Genomic DNA, 17,633 nt, shown 5'->3' on the forward strand with positions numbered 1-17,633 from the left:
ATGTATTTTTTGAATCCGTGGTTTTTTCTATTAAGTATTTTTATAGCTGCCGTTATTTTGTTTTACTTTTTCCGGAAGCAGTATGTGGAGAAAACGATTTCCTCTAACTTTTTTTGGGAACAAGTATTAAATGAGTGGCAAGCATCTCCGTGGTTAAAGAAGTTGCAGCAAAACCTGTTATTTTGGCTGCAGCTTTTGGCGTTGCTGCTTTTAATGTTTTCACTTGTACGTCCGTTTTGGTATGAGAATGCGGTAAAGGGAGAGCATATCATCTTGGTTATTGACCCTTCAGCCACTATGTCTGCAAAATTTGAAAATAGCAGCCGCTTTGAAACAGCAAAAAAGGAAATGCTTACACTGGTTGATCGACTAGGTGAGCAAGAAGTAACTTTGATTAAAGCGGGTGAAAAGCCTGAGATCCTTTTAAATCAGGAAAGTGACTTAACCGCTATACGGAAGCAAATAAACAACTTACAGCTAACTTATGAACATGAACAGATGGAAAAAGCAATGAATTTAGCTGTTTCACTTGCTTCTAATAAGGATACTGCCATCCATATTTATTCAGACGGAGTTACAAAAGAAATGGTTAGTAAAAATATGAAAGAGCATTATGTTGAGGTACATAATATCGGTGAAGACTCTGGTAATCTATCATTGATTTCCTTTGGTGTAGCCTCTTTTGAAAATCAGATTACAGGTATTGCTGTCATAGAGAATCAAGCTTCTGAAGAAAAGGAAATAAATATTGTAGTGAAAGCTGAAGAAGAAAAGTTCTTTGAACAAAAAGTTTCCATTGCTGGAGGGCAGCAGCTAGTTATACAGATCCCTTCACTTCCTGAAAAGCCTTATTATGAGGCTCTCATTTCAAATGAGGATGGTTATGCAGCTGATAACCAGGCAACCTCTATTTTTACTGAATCAAATCCAAAGGTTTACACAATCGGTGAAGTAAACTCCTTTGCAGTAAAAGGATTTCAAACGATTGGGGCAGAATTACTTCAAACCAATAACGGAAAAAAATTAAATGAAAACGGAATTCTTGTTGTTGAAGGCAGCGACATAAATGATTTACCTAGGCAGCCGATCATTTTTTTTAATAACAATAAGGAAAAGGTTAAACTGAAAGAGAAGTTAACTGCTAAGGAAGATCAACTGCTTCAATATGTTGATTATGAAAAGATATATATTGATTCCGCTGTGAAGGCGATAGAAGGTGATTGGGAAACGATATTAAGAAGCGGCGACAATCCATTAGTCCAAAAAGGACAAGTAAATGGAGAACCTATTATAATAGTAAACTTTTCACTATCAGATTCTGACTGGCCACTTCAGCCAGGATTTCCTATTTTTCTATATAACTCTTATCAATGGCTTTCACAGCAAACCGGTTTTCTCGGCTATTTTAGTCCGGGTGAGGAGAAGTGGATCAATATTAATGAGGGCAAACAAAAATGGGAGGTTTTCAATCAACAAGATGAGAACTTATATTCCTTCGATTTGACAAAAGAAAGCTTTAGAGCACCTATAATTCCTGGGACCTATCAGGCGGTTTCAGGAGATAAAATTTATTATTTTTCTGTGCTGCTTGATGATCGGGAAAAGCAAGCGAAAGTTGAGACAGCATTTACATGGAATGAGCTTCAAGTGTATGAAAAAGGGAATAAGAAAAGTTCCAATGACAAGCTGTGGATATGGTTCGCTGTCTTCGCTTTAGTATTTATCGCTTTGGAATGGGAGGTATATAGGCGTGGGCATAGAGTTTAAGTTTCCCATTCTATTTTTGTTAATTATACCAGCAGCATTTATGATTTATCTTTTTATTAGACAAAAAAAACAAATGAAATCCATTGAAGTTTATTGTATTGCTGGAATAAGATTTACCGTGTTTGTACTATTAATTACTGCATTGACGATTCCACAAATATTGCTCCCTATGAAAGGTGAAACGGTGATTTTTCTTGCCGACCGTTCAGCAAGTGTGAATACTGCGGAAAATCAAATTCTGGACTGGATAGAAAAAAGTGTGGAGCATAAACAGAAAGAGGATTCATTCGCAGTTGTCACTTTTGGAGAAAATGTTTCAATGGAACAGAACTTAGGGCTTCAAAAGAATGCAATAAATCAATTTAGCAGTAAGATTAACGATGCTGAAACAAATTTAGAAGCAGGATTGCAATTTGCTTCCACATTAATACCAAGAAAATCAAGTGGTCGAATCGTATTGCTCTCTGATGGAAATGAAACGGTAGGAAATAGTCTTGATGTAGCGAATCTTCTAAAAAACCGAAATATTGAGCTTGATTATGTTCTTTTAAAAAATAAAGTCGGGGAAGATATGTCTTTGTCCGAACTAAAAGTTCCTCCTTCCCTTTATAAAGGGGAGAAGGCTTCTGTCTCATTTACTATTAATAGCAATGTAAATAAAGAGGCGATCATTCGCCTTTCAGTGAATAATCAAGAAGTATTAAAGGAGATTGTACAAGTAAAGGAAGGAAAGAATATCTACACTTTTACACATACAGCAGATGTTTCAGGTCTTGCTGTTTTTAAAGGTGAAATTGCCGCAGAAAATGATACATTTATAGAAAATAATACATTGCATTCAGTTGCCAATGTAAAAGGAACTCCGAAGATCCTAATTGTTCAAGGGAAAGATGGGGGAAATCTTGAACCCATAATTGAAGACTCTGGTGTTGATGCAGAAACGATCCCACCCGAAAAGCTTCCGACAGAGCTATCTAGCTTTATTCAATATCAATCGATTATTTTTAATAATGTACCTGCAACTGTCATCAGCGAAAATCAAATGAATATGATTGAAAAGGCAGTAAAAGAATTTGGAACAGGCTTTATTATGGCAGGTGGAGAAGAAAGCTTTGGGCTTGGAGGGTATTTTAAAACCCCGATCGAAAAGCTTTTGCCAGTAGATATGGACATAAAAGGGGAAAAAGAGATGCCTTCTCTTGGCCTTGTTATTGTTATGGATAGGTCTGGAAGTATGGCTGGTTCTAAGCTTGAACTTGCCAAAGAAGCTGCTGCCAGATCAGTCGAGCTATTACGTGAAGAGGACACGCTTGGATTCATTGCATTTGATGATCGTCCATGGACCATTGTGGAAACAGCACCATTAAAGGATAAAAAGGAAGCGGCCGATAAAATTCGATCGGTAACTCCTGGTGGTGGAACTGAAATATATTCATCGTTAGAACTAGCATTTCAGGAGTTAGAGGACCTAAAGCTGCAGAGAAAACATATTATTCTACTCACAGATGGTCAGGCCCCTGGAGGTGACTATGAAGGATTAATTGAAGAGGGAAAAGAAAAAAATATTACTTTGTCTACGGTGGCATTGGGGAGTGATGCAGATCGCGTTCTACTAGAAGACTTAGCGAATATGGGTTCAGGAAGGTTTTATGATGTTACGGATTCATCTGTAATCCCGAGTATACTTTCTCGTGAGACAGTAATGGCCACCAGAACATATATAGAAGATAATCCTTTCTATCCGGTGATTCAGCCTTATCCCGATTGGGCAAACTTGTTCCAGGCTGGAGTGCCAAAGATGAATGCCTATATAGCCACAACACCAAAGCCACGGGCACAGTCAGCCATTCTAAGTGAAAAGGAAGATCCGATCCTTGCAGAATGGCAGTATGGCTTAGGTCATACGATTGCCTTTACTTCAGACTTTTCAGGAAAATGGTCAGGGGACTGGGCACGATGGGATATGTGGCCAACTTTCATTAATCATCTTATTACGAAAACCCTTCCGCAATATGAGAGTGAGCCTTACAACATGACATTAACAAAGGAAAGCGGTACTCCTCTTTTAATATTAGAATCGACAAGAAATAAGTCACTTCCTATCGAAGCTACTCTTGTCTCTGAGAGTGGAGAGGAAATAAAAGTAACTCCAAAACTTGTGGCACCAGGAAAATATGAGCTTAAATTGCCGAATCATTCGGGAATGTATTTTCTTAGTGTGAAGCAAAATGACCAAAATGGAGCTATCCATACTTATCAAACAGGGTTTACAATTCCTTATTCTGATGAGTACTTATTAAATGGCCCCAATGAAGTTCTGCTTAAGGAACTAGCGAAAAAAACAGAAGGAAAAGCACTTGTTTCCGAAAAGGAATCATTTCGATCTTTAAAAAATAAAACGTATAATGAACAGCCGATAAGCCAATGGTTAATTTTAGCTGCATTTTTGCTTTTCTTTATAGAAATTGCTATCCGTCGTTTTGGATTAATTGCTTTAATTGGGCATTCATTAAAGAAAAAAAGTACAAAAAATGCTGATGTGGTGAATAAGGCACAAAGTATCGAACAGTTGCAGCAGAGAAGTGTTAAAAGATCGACCACTAAAGAAATACAATCCATTGAAACGAAAAATGAAAAGCCTGCAGCAAAAGAAGAAGAAAAGCAGATTAAGAAGAAAAAAGCAGCTAAGAGACAGGAAATCCAAGTGACACCAGAGGAACGTGCGGAGAGAATGAAAAGGCTTCTTGATGCAAAAAAACGGAAGAATTAAGGAAATCGGCTAAATGGCTGTTTCCTCTAATTCAAATCTTACATTTTCCTTCAATTCCAGAATGTAAAGATAATTTCTTGACATATTTTTGAGACCTATGTAAACTAGGTTTTGTAAAGGCTTTTCACTTAACAAGGGGGGGTAGGGATGTTAGAAAAGACAACGAGAATGAATTATCTATATGATTTTTATCAATCGTTGTTGACTCCAAAGCAGCGAAGCTATATGTCCCTTTATTACCTGGATGATTTTTCGCTTGGAGAGATTGCAGAAGAATACGATGTTAGTCGCCAAGCAGTTTACGACAATATTAAACGAACAGAAGCAATGCTTGAAGAGTACGAAGAAAAGCTGTTATTATTTTATAAATTTCAAAAGCGAAGCAAGCTCATTTCAAGTTTGAAGGAAATTCTTAACGAAAACCCTGAAAAAAACATGGAAATATTTTCTGCTTTAGCTGAGCTTGAGAAATTAGATTAGGAGGCGGCAACATGGCATTTGAAGGATTAGCCGACCGACTGCAGAATACAATCCAGAAGATCCGCGGCAAGGGGAAGGTAAATGAAGCGGATGTAAAAGAAATGATGCGAGATGTAAAACTTGCATTACTTGAAGCAGACGTTAACTTTAAGGTCGTTAGAGAATTTGTCAAGAAGGTTAGTGAACGAGCTGTTGGACAGGAAGTGTTAAAGAGCTTAACACCTGGACAGCAGGTTGTTAAGGTTGTTAAAGAAGAATTAACCGACTTAATGGGTGGAGAGCAAAGCAAGATTGCTGTTTCAAACCGCCCACCAACAGTCATTATGATGGTTGGTTTACAAGGTGCCGGTAAAACAACGACAACTGGAAAGCTTGCCAACTTGCTGAGAAAGAATTACAACCGAAGCCCATTGCTTGTCGCAGCTGATATTTATCGTCCAGCGGCGATAAAACAGCTTGAAACCCTTGGAAAACAACTAAGTATGCCAGTATTTTCACTAGGTGATCAAGTCAGCCCTGTTGAAATAGCCAAACAGGCAATCGCAAAGGCTAAAGAAGATCATAATGATTACGTTTTAATTGATACAGCTGGTCGATTACATGTTGATGAAGCGTTGATGGATGAGCTGAAGCAGATTAAAGAGCTATCTAATCCGGATGAAATCTTCCTTGTAGTTGATGCAATGACAGGTCAAGACGCAGTTAATGTTGCCGAGAGCTTTAATGAGCAATTAGGATTAACGGGTGTCGTGCTGACAAAGCTTGATGGTGATACCCGTGGAGGAGCAGCCCTCTCCATTCGCTCTGTTACAAATACACCAATTAAGTTTGTTGGTCTTGGAGAAAAAATGGATGCCTTAGAGCCTTTTCACCCTGAAAGAATGGCCTCAAGAATTTTAGGGATGGGGGATGTTTTAACCCTCATTGAAAAAGCACAAGCAAATGTGGATGAAGAGAAGGCTAAGGAACTTCAGCAGAAGATTCGGACGGCAAATTTTACATTTGACGACTTTTTGGACCAACTCGGTCAAGTTCGTAAAATGGGACCACTTGAAGACATTTTAAAAATGATGCCTGGTGCGAACAAAATTAAAGGGCTGAACAATCTTCAAATTGATGAGAAGCAAATCACTCATGTTGAAGCTATCATCCAATCTATGACAAAGGAAGAGAAAATACATCCTGAATTGATTAATGCAAGCCGACGCAAGAGGATTGCGAAAGGGAGCGGTACATCGGTCCCGGAAGTAAATCGCTTATTAAAGCAATTTGAAGATATGAAGAAAATGATGAAACAAATGACAGGAATGTCACCAAAAGGGGCAAAAGGAAAGAAAAAAGGCGGATTTAAGTTTCCGTTTAACCCTTTTTAACCCAATTAGAAAGTTTTTTCTAGACTGTAAAGAAAAAACCCTTTACAAACTTATTAGGAATCTGATATTATACTATCTTGTGTGAAACTATTCGGAGGTGCTTTAAATTATGGCAGTAAAAATTCGTTTAAAACGTATGGGAGCAAAAAAATCTCCTTTTTATCGTATCGTTGTAGCTGATTCTCGTTCTCCTCGTGATGGACGTTTCATTGAAACAGTTGGAACTTACAATCCGGTTGCAGAACCAGCTATCGTGGATATTAATGAAGAATTAGCTCTTAAATGGCTTCAAACTGGTGCAAAGCCATCTGATACAGTTCGTAATCTATTCTCAAAACAAGGTATTATGGAAAAATTCCATAACGCTAAAAACGGTAAGTAATTTTTATAAATATGAAAGAGCTTATCGAAACGATTGTAAAGCCCCTTGTTGATTTTCCGGAAGAAGTACTAGTGAAAGTACTTGAAGAAGAAAACCGCGTAACCTATCAGCTTTCTGTCAACAAGAATGACATGGGGAAAGTAATTGGGAAGCAAGGGCGCGTTGCGAAAGCAATTCGAACTGTTGTTTATGCAGCAGGATCATCACAGCAGAAAAAAATCTTTTTAGAAATCAGTGAATGAGCATTTAACAAAGTGCTGAGCTGAAACATATGAAAGCAATGACTCATTTGAGCCAAGCTTGTCATCGGAAAGGAGGGGCATTGTCCCCTCCTTTTTTCAAATTATTATATTTTAAGAACTGGCACGATTATAGCCTTAGGAGGCATAAATAGATGAAAATACTTCAATCTGTCGTGGTAAAACAAGTTCTAACGGAAAATAGTAAAAGTGAACTATTAGATAAATATAGGTCGAATAAGCAGCAACTCCAAAAGGAATGTGATCAGCTGAGATTTGAAATGAAAAAGCTTGAAAAAACAAAAAAGTTTCAGCAGATTAGTTTAAATAAGCATTATGAAAAAGAAATTCAAATGAGGCAAGAAAAAATCAAGCTTCTCGATTTTCAAATTGAACAATTACATATGCTACCATTAGGCAGCGAACTAAAAGAAAAAGAAGTAAAGGCGATTATTGAGATTGAAGAAGGAGATCGCTGGGAAGATGTTCAAAGCGGCAGAACGATCATCATTCAGGACGGGATTGTTAAGGAAATTCGCTAGAGGTGAGAGCTATTGGAAAAATGGTTTAATGTTGGAAAAATCGTAAATACTCATGGCATTAGAGGAGAGGCAAGAATAATCTCAAAGACTGATTTTGCAGCTGATAGATATAAGTCTGGGAATAAACTGTTTTTATTTATGCCTGATTCAAATTTGCCACTTGAATTAATTGTGAAATCACATCGTACTCATAAGAATTTTGATTTAGTCACTTTTGAAGGCTACGATAATATAAATCAAATCGAAAAATTTAAAGGGGGAATCCTTAAGGTACCTGAGAGTCAGCTTGGTGAATTGAATCAAGATGAGTATTACTACCATGAAATTATTGGCTGTACAGTCACGACTTTGGATGGTGATGAGTTAGGGAAAATCCGTGAAATTCTTTCACCGGGAGCTAATGATGTTTGGGTAATAAAAGGGAAGGGTGGCAAGGAGATCTTAATCCCTTATATTGAAGATGTAGTAAAAGAAGTAAACATTAAAGAAAAATCTGTTATCATTGATCCGATTGAAGGTCTTCTTTCATGATGAAAATTGATGTCCTTACACTTTTTCCTGAAATGTTTGCTGGGGTATTTGGCCATTCAATTTTAAAAAAAGCTGCAGACAATAGAGCTGTTGAATACAATGTCGTGAATTTTAGAGATTATGCTGACAATAAGCATCATACCGTTGATGACTATCCATATGGTGGTGGAGCGGGAATGGTGCTAAAGCCACAGCCGATTTTTGATGCAGTAGCTGATTTGCGCGAAAAAGGAATATCTTCACCAAGAGTCATACTTTTATGCCCTCAAGGTGAAAGGTATAACCAGAGGAAAGCAGAGGAGCTAGCAAAATCAGATCATCTTATTTTTGTTTGTGGACATTATGAAGGTTACGATGAAAGAATTCGTAAGCATATCGTGACTGACGAAATTTCGATTGGTGATTTTGTTTTAACAGGGGGAGAGCTTGGGGCAATGGTTGTGATAGATAGTGTTGTTCGTCTTCTGCCAGGTGTTCTTGGCAATGAGGAATCACATCGTAAAGACTCTTTTAGCACAGGCCTCCTTGAACACCCGCATTATACTCGTCCAGCCGATTTCAGGGGAATGAAAGTCCCTGATGTTCTTTTGTCGGGTAATCATCGCTTAATTGAAGAGTGGCGAACAAAAGAATCATTGAGAAGGACTTTTTTTCGCAGGCCAGATTTATTCGAACATGTTGAATTATCCGATGTTCAAAAAAAATGGTTGGAAGAGATTAAAAATGAACAGAAATAGCATTGAAGTTATATCCTCAATATGATAAAATACTTTTTGTGACAAAGGCTGGATTTTTGCAGTTTTTGTCTTATTAAGATGTTCCGCTGCAATTAGAGGAAAGTATGTGCATGAGCATCTGTTGGAAGGAGTTGAAAACGATGCATAAATTAATCGAAGAGATCACAAAAGAACAACTTCGTACTGATATGCCTGCGTTCCGTCCTGGTGATACTGTACGTGTACACGTGAGTATTGTTGAGGGAACTCGTGAGCGAATCCAGGTATACGAAGGAGTTGTGATCAAGCGTCGTGGTGGTGGTATCAGCGAAACTTTTACAGTTCGTAAGATTTCTTATGGTGTAGGCGTTGAGCGTACATTCCCTGTTAACACACCAAAGATTGCGAAGCTTGAAGTACTTCGCCGCGGTAAAGTACGCCGTGCGAAACTTTACTACTTACGTAACCTACGTGGTAAAAAAGCTCGTATTAAAGAAATTCGATAAATCGAAAAGCGAAAACGCCTTGTTCAGCCCCGACAAGCATAATACAGGCCGGCGGGAAGGTTGTTCTTTAACCTTCTTGTTGGACTGGCTTATGACCTCGAGGGGCTAGGTGTTGTAGCTGGACAATATGAAAAAAGAAAGGAGCTTGTTCTACAAGCTCCTTTTTCTTAGCTAATAATATTACATAATTGTTAAATAATAAATACATAAGGCTCCAACCATGACTGTTTTGATTGATTTTTGTACAATTAATATTGCAAGAGTATACATATGTATTTGAAAGACTGTATTAACAAGCTTGATAATACTAATCCTTTAGCTGAAAGCAATTATTTTACGGAAGATTGGTGGAGGAATAAATGACAAAAAAGAAAAATGAATTATGGGAATGGTCAAAAGCCCTTATTATTGCAGTATTATTAGCAGCTATTATTCGTTACTTTTTATTCGCGCCGATTGTGGTTGATGGGCTTTCTATGATGCCAACTTTGCATGATCAGGATCGCATGATCGTAAATAAGTTTAGTTATAAAATAGGAAAGCCTGAAAGGTTCGATATTATCGTTTTTCATGCACCTGAAAATAAGGATTACATAAAAAGGATAATTGGTTTGCCAGGAGATCGAATTGAATATAAAGATGACATCCTATATGTTAATGGCAAGGCGTACGATGAGCCATATTTAGATGAATATAAGAAAGAAGTCATAGACGGTCCATTAACTGAACCATTTACTCTTGAGGAAAAAATCGGTCAGGAAACCGTACCTGAGGGCCATCTTTTCGTTATGGGAGATAATAGGAGATTCAGTAAGGATAGCCGTCATATTGGCACTGTTCCTATGGATAAAGTACTAGGAAACACTAGCATTATTTATTGGCCAATTGAAGATATTCAAATTGTAAAATAAAGATTTTTTTACTTAATAATAATTACGTCGCATTGGGAGGTGACAGCTATGACTATTCAATGGTTTCCCGGGCACATGGCAAAGGCCAGAAGGCAAGTTACAGAAAAACTAAAGCTAGTAGATATTATCTATGAATTGGTGGATGCAAGAATTCCCTATTCTTCTCGCAATCCGATGATTGATGAAATCATTCAGCATAAACCACGAATCATTCTTTTAAATAAGGCTGATATGGCCGATAAGGAAAAGACAAAGCAATGGGTAAAATATTTTAATGAACAAGGATTAAAGGCTATAGCTATTAATTCGCAGGCAGGACAAGGAATGAAAGAAATTGTAGCTGCATCTCAAGAAATTCTAAAGGAAAAATTTGATCGAATGAAGTCAAAAGGGGTAAAACCTAGAGCTATTCGTGCGATGATAGTAGGTATTCCGAATGCAGGAAAGTCAACACTCATTAATAGGCTAGCGAAAAGGAATTTGGCAAAAACCGGAAATACACCTGGAGTCACAAAGGCACAGCAATGGATTAAGGTAGGAAAAGAATTGGAACTTCTCGATACGCCAGGAATTCTTTGGCCAAAGTTTGAAGATCAAGAGGTTGGCTTAAAGCTTGCACTTACGGGTGCGATTAAAGATACAATATTAAATTTACAAGATATAGCTATATATGCTCTTCGATTCCTTGAAAAAAGCTATCCTGAACGTATGAAGGATCGTTATAGTCTAGAAGTTATTCCAGAAGATATTGTAGAATTATTTGATGAGATTGGAAAACTTCGTGGCTGTTTAATGGGTAGAGGAGAAATAGATTACGATAAAGTAACTGAACTCATTATTAGGGATTTTCGAACGGAAAAATTAGGACCAATTACATTGGAAAAACCTGAAGATTTGATCACAATTACTGAATAAGAAAAGTAAATAAATCAAACTCCATAGAGGATGACTCAAATGGAAGCATTAACCCAAAGCAATATATTGTAAATTGGATTTAATCAATATCCAAAATACACAGTATATGTAGAGAAGGGCTAGAGCTAACCAGAGTCATCCTCTAAATATTTTTTTAAACAAGCCGATACATAGACTATGGAATTGAGGGAGAAACAACATGGAAAAACAAACAATTCGAGAGATTGAACAAAATCTTTCTTTAGTAAAAGATCGAAATAGCGATTTTATTAGATTTATAGAAAAAGATGAGAGAAAAGGCGTTCAGCAGCTTTTAAAAAAGTGGTATTCTCAACAAGAATTAGAGAAGAAGGCATATGAAAAACATTTGGAAATGATACAGTATGAGCATGATTACAGAAGTCAGGGCTACGAAAACATTGCTGGAATAGATGAGGTTGGAAGAGGACCGCTTGCAGGACCTGTCGTTGCTGCAGCTGTTATCTTACCACCCACTTTTTATTTGCCTGGTTTAGATGATTCTAAAAAGCTATCGGAACAAAAAAGAAATGCATTTTTTGAGATCATTAAACGAGAGGCATTATCTGTAAGCATAGGTATCATTAGTGTAAAGGAGATCGATCGAATAAATATTTTGGAAGCATCGAAAAAAGCCATGCTTACCGCAATAGCGGGGCTTAAAACCAAGCCGGATTTCCTCCTTATTGATGCAGTCAAGCTCATGACTCCTTATCCACAGGAAGCAATTATAAAAGGTGACGGAAAAAGCATTTCGATTGCCGCTGCTTCAATAGTGGCAAAAGTTACACGTGACCGGATGTTGATTCAACTAGCAAAGGAATTTCCCCAATACGGATTCTCTCAAAACATGGGGTATGGTACGAAGGAACATCTGAACGCAATTAAAGAGTTTGGTATAACCCCCCACCATCGAAAAAGCTTTGCTCCCATAAAGGAATTCATAATAGAAGTTAAGTAAGAAGGTGATATTGTGCAGCTATCGAACATTATACAATCTCTGCTAAAGCATAATTATATAAGTGATAATAAAGCTTTGACTTTTAGAGCCGGACAGATTTTTAGCGGAAAGGTATTAAAGCTTTTTCCAAATCAAATTGCTGAAGTGCTAGTTGGTTCTCATAAGGTGCTTGCGCAATTAGAAATCCCCTTATCAGTAAATGAAAACCATTGGTTTCAAGTTGAATCAGTTGAAGGAAAGGTTCACTTAAAGGTTTTAGATACACAGGGTACTAACGAAAAGCAGCTTTTGGTTGGGGATCTGTTAAAACTGTTTTCTCTTCCTGAAACAAAGGAGAATATAACTCTTTTGCAACATTTTGTAAAGGAACGGCTTCCAATCACGAAAGAAACAATCAAAACTGCTGCTGAGTGGGTAAAAGGCAGTCAATCCATTCAAGATAGCCTCCAAGCAATAAGTGCACTTTATTCCAAACAATTGCCTTTTACTAAAGATGTTTTCCAATCTATTACATCAATAATCAAAAATGATTCATTTTTATCATTGTTAGAAAACCTTCAAACGTTATTAAAAGATAACACTACTAATGATACTAGTACAAGACTTTTATCGATTATTAATGAAATGAGTATGACTGAAAAAGAACGAACAATCAATTTGGCTCTCACAACTCTTATTAAAGAGGCACAAGGAATACAAGATCCAGTAAAATCCGAAACAGCATTGAAGCTTTTACAGGACCTTGGATTTTTTTTAAAGGAAACGACCTCAAAAGAGGTTCGGATATTTAGTGCAGGGCAGCTTGAAAATAACAACAATATTCTAATTGCTAGCGAAGAACTACAAACTGAAGTCCCATTCTTATTGTCTACCCTAAGTAAAAATCGTGAAGCTATAGTGAAGTTTGCTCAGCTTCTATCGTTGGAAGAATCTGAAGCTGCAATAAAGCTTTCTGCTAAGGAGCAGGATTTGCTAACAAGCATTAAGAGAGAAGTTCTCGAGAGTATAAAACCTGTTGATGCACATGTGGTAAAAGATCAATTAAAAAATTTAATTCAAAAAATTGGCTTTTCTTATGAACGTGAAGCTGCAAAGTTAATAAATAATCAAAATCAAGAAGAGATAAATAAAATAGAGATGCTTAAGCCAATTCTTATGCAGCTTTTAAAAGATGAACCAACTGCTCCAATCAAAGACGCAGCCGAAAAGCTTTTGTTAAATATAACAGGATATCAGGTTCTCTCACAGGAAGTGGGGCCTGTTCAACAATATGTTTTCCAGCTCCCAATTACATTTTGGGATAAAAAATTGGATATGACGATGCAGTGGAGTGGCAGGAAATCGAAAGAGGGAAAGATAGACCCTAATTATTGCCGAGTGCTGTTTTATTTAAATCTTGATCATTTGAAAGAAACGATTGTTGATTTACAAGTCCAAAACAGAGTCATAAATATATTTATTACTAATGATCGAAATGATTTAAAGGCTATTGCTTCACCGTTTGTCGCTCAATTAAAAGAGAGCTTGGCAGTACTAAATTATCATTTGTCTTCCGTTACGTATAACAGAACCACTGAGAGCAAAAAGGCGATAAATGGAAAGGTTAGTGAGCAATTCACCAATACGTCTACTATTATTGTACCTAATACATACAATGGGGTGGATTTTCGAATATGAATACGCGGGAATATAAATTGAGTAAAGAGGCGATAGCCTTAACCTATGATAGAAACGGAAAAGATGCCCCTTACATTTCTGCTAAAGGGAAAGGTTTTATTGCTGAAAACATACTTGAACGAGCAAAAGAGCATAATATTCCTATACAAGAAGATCCATCATTAATAGAGCTGTTAGGAAAACTGAATATTAATGAGCAGATTCCTGAAGAGCTTTATCAAGCAGTAGCAGAGGTTTTCGCATTTGTATACAAAACTGATCAATTGGCAGGAGGGAAAAAATAACAAGACGGTAATATTTAATTAGCAGTGATGCTATTTTGTTGTTGATTGGAGCGGAAATTAGCAGGGGAATTTAATATAGCCATTAAATTAAAATGAAAATGATGAGCTATTCATTGGCTGATCTTACATAATGAATTTAGAAATATTAAAAGAAAAATAATATTTCCCTAATAAAGGTGGACAAGGTTAGTGTCATCTAATAAAATGAAATCGCAGTCTACTTTTTGAAGAGTTTGATAGGAGGATGGAAATGAATATACATGAGTACCAAGGAAAAGAGGTCCTCAGAAAATATGGGGTAGCAGTTCCAAATGGAAAAGTGGCTTTTACAGTTGAGGAAGCAGTTGAAGCTGCAAAAGAACTAGGCACTGGGGTTTGTGTTGTTAAGGCACAAATTCATGCTGGCGGCCGGGGAAAAGCTGGCGGTGTAAAGGTAGCCAAGAATTTAGATGAAGTACGTACATATGCGAATGAAATTTTAGGAAAAACGCTTGTTACACATCAAACAGGACCTGAAGGAAAAGAGGTTAAGCGCCTTTTAATCGAAGAAGGCTGTGATATAAAAAAGGAATACTATATTGGTTTAGTATTAGATCGCGCTACTTCACAAGTTGTACTAATGGGATCTGAAGAAGGCGGTACTGAAATTGAAGAGGTAGCTGAGAAGACCCCAGAGAAGATTTTTAAAGAACAAATTGACCCAGTTCTTGGTCTAATGCAATACCAAGCACGACGTCTTGCATTCAATATCAATATTCCAAAAGAATTAGTGAATCAAGCTGTGAAGTTCATGACTGGTTTATACAACGCTTATATTGACAAGGATTGCTCTATTGCTGAAATTAATCCGTTAGTTGTTACTGGTGATGGAAAAGTCATGGCATTGGATGCAAAATTAAATTTTGACTCTAATGCACTTTATCGTCAAAAAGATATTTTAGAATATCGTGATCTAGAAGAAGAAGATCCAAAAGAAATTGAGGCTTCAATATATGATTTAAGCTATATAGCATTAGATGGAAACATCGGTTGTATGGTTAATGGTGCAGGTCTTGCAATGGCAACAATGGATATCGTTAAACATTATGGCGGTGAACCTGCCAACTTCCTTGATGTTGGGGGCGGCGCGACTGCAGAAAAAGTTACAGAAGCATTTAAAATTATCCTTTCAGATCCAAATGTAAAAGGTATTTTTGTTAATATCTTTGGTGGAATCATGAAGTGTGATGTTATTGCAGAGGGTGTAGTTGAAGCAGCGAAACAGGTTGGACTTAGTATTCCTCTTGTCGTTCGTTTGGAAGGAACAAACGTGGATTTAGGTAAGAAAATCCTATCCGAGTCTGGCCTTAATATTACTGCTGCTGAATCCATGGCTGACGGCGCACAAAAAATTGTTTCATTAGTGAAATAGGATCTAGAGAAAGGGGAATTAACGTGAGCGTTTTTATTAATAAAGATACGAAAGTTATTGTGCAAGGAATAACAGGTGGAACAGCCCGTTTCCATACAAAACAAATGCTTGAATACGGTACTAATATTGTAGGCGGTACCTCACCAGGCAAGGGCGGTCAAGAAGTTGAAGGTGTACCAGTATTCAATACTGTAAAAGAAGCTGTAGAAGCAACTGGTGCCAATGCATCTGTTATTTATGTTCCAGCACCATTTGCTGCAGATTCAATTATTGAGGCAGTGGATGCTGAATTGGATTTAGCTATTTGTATTACTGAGCATATCCCGGTATTGGATATGGTTAAAGTAAAACGCTATATGGAAGGCAAGAAGACTCGTCTAGTAGGTCCTAACTGTCCTGGAGTCATTACTGCCGATGAGTGTAAGATAGGTATTATGCCTGGATACATCCACAAGAAGGGTCATGTTGGAGTTGTATCTCGCTCTGGAACATTAACTTACGAGGCAGTTCATCAATTAACTCAAGCTGGAATTGGTCAAACAACTGCAGTAGGAATTGGTGGCGACCCTGTTAATGGGACAAACTTCATTGATGTATTAAAGGCCTTTAATGAAGACCCAGAAACATATGCAGTTATTATGATTGGTGAAATTGGAGGAACAGCTGAAGAAGAAGCAGCTGAATGGGTGAAAGCTAATATGACGAAGCCTGTAGTCGGCTTTATTGGTGGACGTACTGCACCTCCAGGAAAACGCATGGGACATGCTGGAGCGATCATTTCAGGCGGAAAAGGCACAGCTGATGAAAAGATCCGCGTTATGAATGCTTGTGGAATTGAAGTAGCAGATACACCTTCTGTAATGGGTGAAACTTTAATAAAGGTTCTTAAAGAAAAAGGCCTTTACGAACAATGTAAAACGCATTAATTGCTATAGTTGAATAGTTAGTCCCCCTTTTACAGGGGGGACTATTCTGCATTCTCTTATTTAAACAAACCCAAAAAAAGGAGGATATAAATGGACGAATTTAAACTAAGACTTACACATCTTCATCACTGTAGGGGAGTTGGGTGGAAAACAATTTTTCAAATATTAAAAGGTGACCCCGAGCTTAAAAATCTTTATCAACTTTCCCATAGTAACTTTTTCACTCAAAACCCTATTCCCTCATCTTCTTCTATTCTCCATGATCTTCAATCAGGATTAATTCATGATCAAATCCGTCAATATAAAATAAATGGAATAAATGCTATTACAATTTTTGATGATGAATATCCTACATTATTAAAAGAAACATACCAACCGCCTTGGATATTATATGCTAAAGGTGATATAACCTTACTAAAAAAAAATATTCATCTAGCAGTTGTAGGTGCAAGGCAGCATACAGAGTATGGAGAAAATGCCATAAATTATTTATTCCCAAAATTGATTGAAAAAGGAATTGTTATAGTAAGTGGACTTGCTTCAGGAATTGATACAATCGCTCACCATTCTGCAATTATGAATGGAGGAAATACAATTGCTGTAATAGCAGGTGGCCTCTTTCATATTTACCCTCAAACTAATCAGAAACTTGCCTCAGAAATGATGGAAAATCAGTTAATTATTTCAGAATATCCTCCAAATATACGTCCTTCAAGATGGCAATTTCCAATGAGAAATCGTATAATAAGCGGCATTTGTAAAGGGGTATTAATAGTCCAGGCAAAAAGTAAAAGCGGCTCTCTAATTACTGCCAATTATGCTGTTCAAGAAGGAAGGGAAGTATTTGCTCTCCCTGGCAATATTTTTAGTTCTTACTCAATTGGCACTAATGAACTTATCCAACAGGGAGCAAAGCTCATCAATTCTCCTGAAGATATACTGCAAGAATTAATATTTTGATCATTTATGTATTTTTCTTAATGATTTGATGTATAATTCTTAAAAAACACAAAAATTCGGAATAAGGCGAAAAATCCTAGAGTATGAAATGAGGTAATGATTAGCTATTATGTTTTTAAGTTATTGATCGCTAAAGTAAATTATCTTTTAGAAATAGGTTCTTGTTCAGAATATAGATAAGACAACCTAGCAATTGCCCAAAAATAGACATTGAGAACGAATGTTTTTTAATAAAATTGTTCAAAGGGTTGAAATTATTGCAAA

General features: G+C 36.9%; 18 protein-coding genes. All 18 read left to right on the forward strand.

Annotated features, from left to right (window positions below; genetic code table 11):
- The 18 genes from KHA94_RS03070 to dprA all read left to right on the forward strand — a co-directional run bounded on the left by KHA94_RS03070 (position 1) and on the right by dprA (position 17,369).
- The gene (locus KHA94_RS03070) at positions 1-1,767 is read left to right on the forward strand and encodes a vWA domain-containing protein (RefSeq protein ID WP_213100667.1); all 1,767 of its coding nucleotides are present in this window, start codon (positions 1-3) and stop codon (positions 1,765-1,767) included.
- The gene (locus KHA94_RS03075) at positions 1,751-4,537 is read left to right on the forward strand and encodes a VWA domain-containing protein (protein WP_213100668.1); all 2,787 of its coding nucleotides are present in this window, start codon (positions 1,751-1,753) and stop codon (positions 4,535-4,537) included. Before KHA94_RS03070 ends, KHA94_RS03075 begins: the two co-directional genes overlap by 17 nt.
- A 147-nt stretch (positions 4,538-4,684) precedes the next feature.
- Positions 4,685-5,017: a putative DNA-binding protein gene (locus tag KHA94_RS03080; protein ID WP_213100669.1), complete on the forward strand. Its 333-nt coding sequence runs from the start codon at positions 4,685-4,687 to the stop codon at positions 5,015-5,017.
- Positions 5,018-5,028: 11 nt separating this feature from the next.
- Positions 5,029-6,390, forward strand: coding sequence for a signal recognition particle protein (gene ffh / locus KHA94_RS03085; protein WP_213100670.1), 1,362 nt, complete (start codon positions 5,029-5,031; stop codon positions 6,388-6,390).
- A gap of 109 nt (positions 6,391-6,499) precedes the next feature.
- Positions 6,500-6,772: a 30S ribosomal protein S16 gene (gene rpsP / locus KHA94_RS03090; protein WP_066289128.1), complete on the forward strand. Its 273-nt coding sequence runs from the start codon at positions 6,500-6,502 to the stop codon at positions 6,770-6,772.
- 11 nt (positions 6,773-6,783) lie between these two features.
- Positions 6,784-7,014 carry a KH domain-containing protein gene (locus tag KHA94_RS03095; protein ID WP_057769809.1) on the forward strand — a complete coding sequence of 77 codons (231 nt, stop codon included), beginning with the start codon at positions 6,784-6,786 and terminating at the stop codon, positions 7,012-7,014.
- 152 nt (positions 7,015-7,166) lie between these two features.
- The gene (locus KHA94_RS03100) at positions 7,167-7,553 is read left to right on the forward strand and encodes a YlqD family protein (RefSeq protein ID WP_213100671.1); all 387 of its coding nucleotides are present in this window, start codon (positions 7,167-7,169) and stop codon (positions 7,551-7,553) included.
- 12 nt (positions 7,554-7,565) lie between these two features.
- On the forward strand, positions 7,566-8,084 hold the full coding sequence (gene rimM, locus KHA94_RS03105) for a ribosome maturation factor RimM (RefSeq protein WP_213100672.1): 519 nt from the start codon (positions 7,566-7,568) through the stop codon (positions 8,082-8,084).
- Positions 8,081-8,821: a tRNA (guanosine(37)-N1)-methyltransferase TrmD gene (trmD, locus tag KHA94_RS03110; RefSeq protein ID WP_249365281.1), complete on the forward strand. Its 741-nt coding sequence runs from the start codon at positions 8,081-8,083 to the stop codon at positions 8,819-8,821. Before rimM ends, trmD begins: the two co-directional genes overlap by 4 nt.
- A gap of 140 nt (positions 8,822-8,961) precedes the next feature.
- Positions 8,962-9,306: a 50S ribosomal protein L19 gene (gene rplS, locus KHA94_RS03115; RefSeq protein ID WP_057769817.1), complete on the forward strand. Its 345-nt coding sequence runs from the start codon at positions 8,962-8,964 to the stop codon at positions 9,304-9,306.
- A 359-nt stretch (positions 9,307-9,665) separates the two neighbouring features.
- A complete protein-coding gene (gene lepB, locus KHA94_RS03120; protein WP_213100673.1) occupies positions 9,666-10,217 on the forward strand; it encodes a signal peptidase I in 552 nt (183 codons plus the stop codon).
- A gap of 48 nt (positions 10,218-10,265) precedes the next feature.
- Positions 10,266-11,132: a ribosome biogenesis GTPase YlqF gene (gene ylqF / locus KHA94_RS03125; protein ID WP_213100674.1), complete on the forward strand. Its 867-nt coding sequence runs from the start codon at positions 10,266-10,268 to the stop codon at positions 11,130-11,132.
- 199 nt (positions 11,133-11,331) lie between these two features.
- Positions 11,332-12,111, forward strand: a complete 780-nt coding sequence (locus KHA94_RS03130) for a ribonuclease HII (protein WP_213100675.1) — start codon at positions 11,332-11,334, stop codon at positions 12,109-12,111.
- A 12-nt stretch (positions 12,112-12,123) separates the two neighbouring features.
- Positions 12,124-13,788, forward strand: coding sequence for a hypothetical protein (locus KHA94_RS03135; protein WP_213100676.1), 1,665 nt, complete (start codon positions 12,124-12,126; stop codon positions 13,786-13,788).
- Positions 13,785-14,072, forward strand: a complete 288-nt coding sequence (locus tag KHA94_RS03140) for an EscU/YscU/HrcU family type III secretion system export apparatus switch protein (RefSeq protein ID WP_213100677.1) — start codon at positions 13,785-13,787, stop codon at positions 14,070-14,072. Before KHA94_RS03135 ends, KHA94_RS03140 begins: the two co-directional genes overlap by 4 nt.
- A 250-nt stretch (positions 14,073-14,322) precedes the next feature.
- The gene (sucC, locus tag KHA94_RS03145; protein WP_213100678.1) at positions 14,323-15,483 is read left to right on the forward strand and encodes an ADP-forming succinate--CoA ligase subunit beta; all 1,161 of its coding nucleotides are present in this window, start codon (positions 14,323-14,325) and stop codon (positions 15,481-15,483) included.
- Positions 15,484-15,506: 23 nt separating this feature from the next.
- Positions 15,507-16,409, forward strand: coding sequence for a succinate--CoA ligase subunit alpha (gene sucD / locus KHA94_RS03150; protein ID WP_213100679.1), 903 nt, complete (start codon positions 15,507-15,509; stop codon positions 16,407-16,409).
- A gap of 90 nt (positions 16,410-16,499) precedes the next feature.
- Positions 16,500-17,369, forward strand: a complete 870-nt coding sequence (gene dprA, locus KHA94_RS03155) for a DNA-processing protein DprA (protein WP_213100680.1) — start codon at positions 16,500-16,502, stop codon at positions 17,367-17,369.
- Positions 17,370-17,633 lie beyond the last annotated feature (264 nt).

The sequence above is a fragment of the Cytobacillus citreus genome (genome assembly GCF_018343665.1).
Classification (GTDB): Bacteria; Bacillota; Bacilli; order Bacillales; family Cytobacillaceae; genus Cytobacillus; species Cytobacillus citreus.